Source organism: Neisseria sp. P0001.S007, assembly GCF_051963655.1.
GTDB classification, from domain to species: domain Bacteria; phylum Pseudomonadota; class Gammaproteobacteria; order Burkholderiales; family Neisseriaceae; genus Neisseria; species Neisseria subflava_A.
Map to the genome: position 1 here is coordinate 1 of NZ_JBQCUB010000032.1, position 301 is coordinate 301.

General features: G+C 55.1%; 1 protein-coding gene. It reads left to right on the top strand.

Going from position 1 to position 301, the window contains the following annotated elements; all coding sequences use genetic code 11:
* Positions 1-301 (top strand): FAD-dependent oxidoreductase (locus ACTHRE_RS11095; protein WP_440345278.1); only part of this gene is annotated, 301 nt, incomplete at both ends.

Below are 301 nucleotides of genomic sequence, written 5' to 3' on the forward strand. Positions count from 1 at the left end.
CGATGCCGAAGGCGTACAAGGTCCGGTACTAATGGCCCGTTTCCAAGCTCATGCCGAACGCTTCGGCACTGAAATGATTTTCGACCAAATCCACACCGGTGATTTGCAATACCGTCCGGTTACCCTCAAAGGCGATATGGGCGACTACACCTGCGATGCGCTCATCGTTGCCACCGGCGCATCCGCCAAATATTTAGGGTTGCCAAGCGAAGAAACCTGTGCCGGCAAAGGCGTTTCCGCCTGTGCAACTTGCGATGGTTTCTTCTACAAAAACCAAGATGGTGCCGTAGTCGGCGGGGGC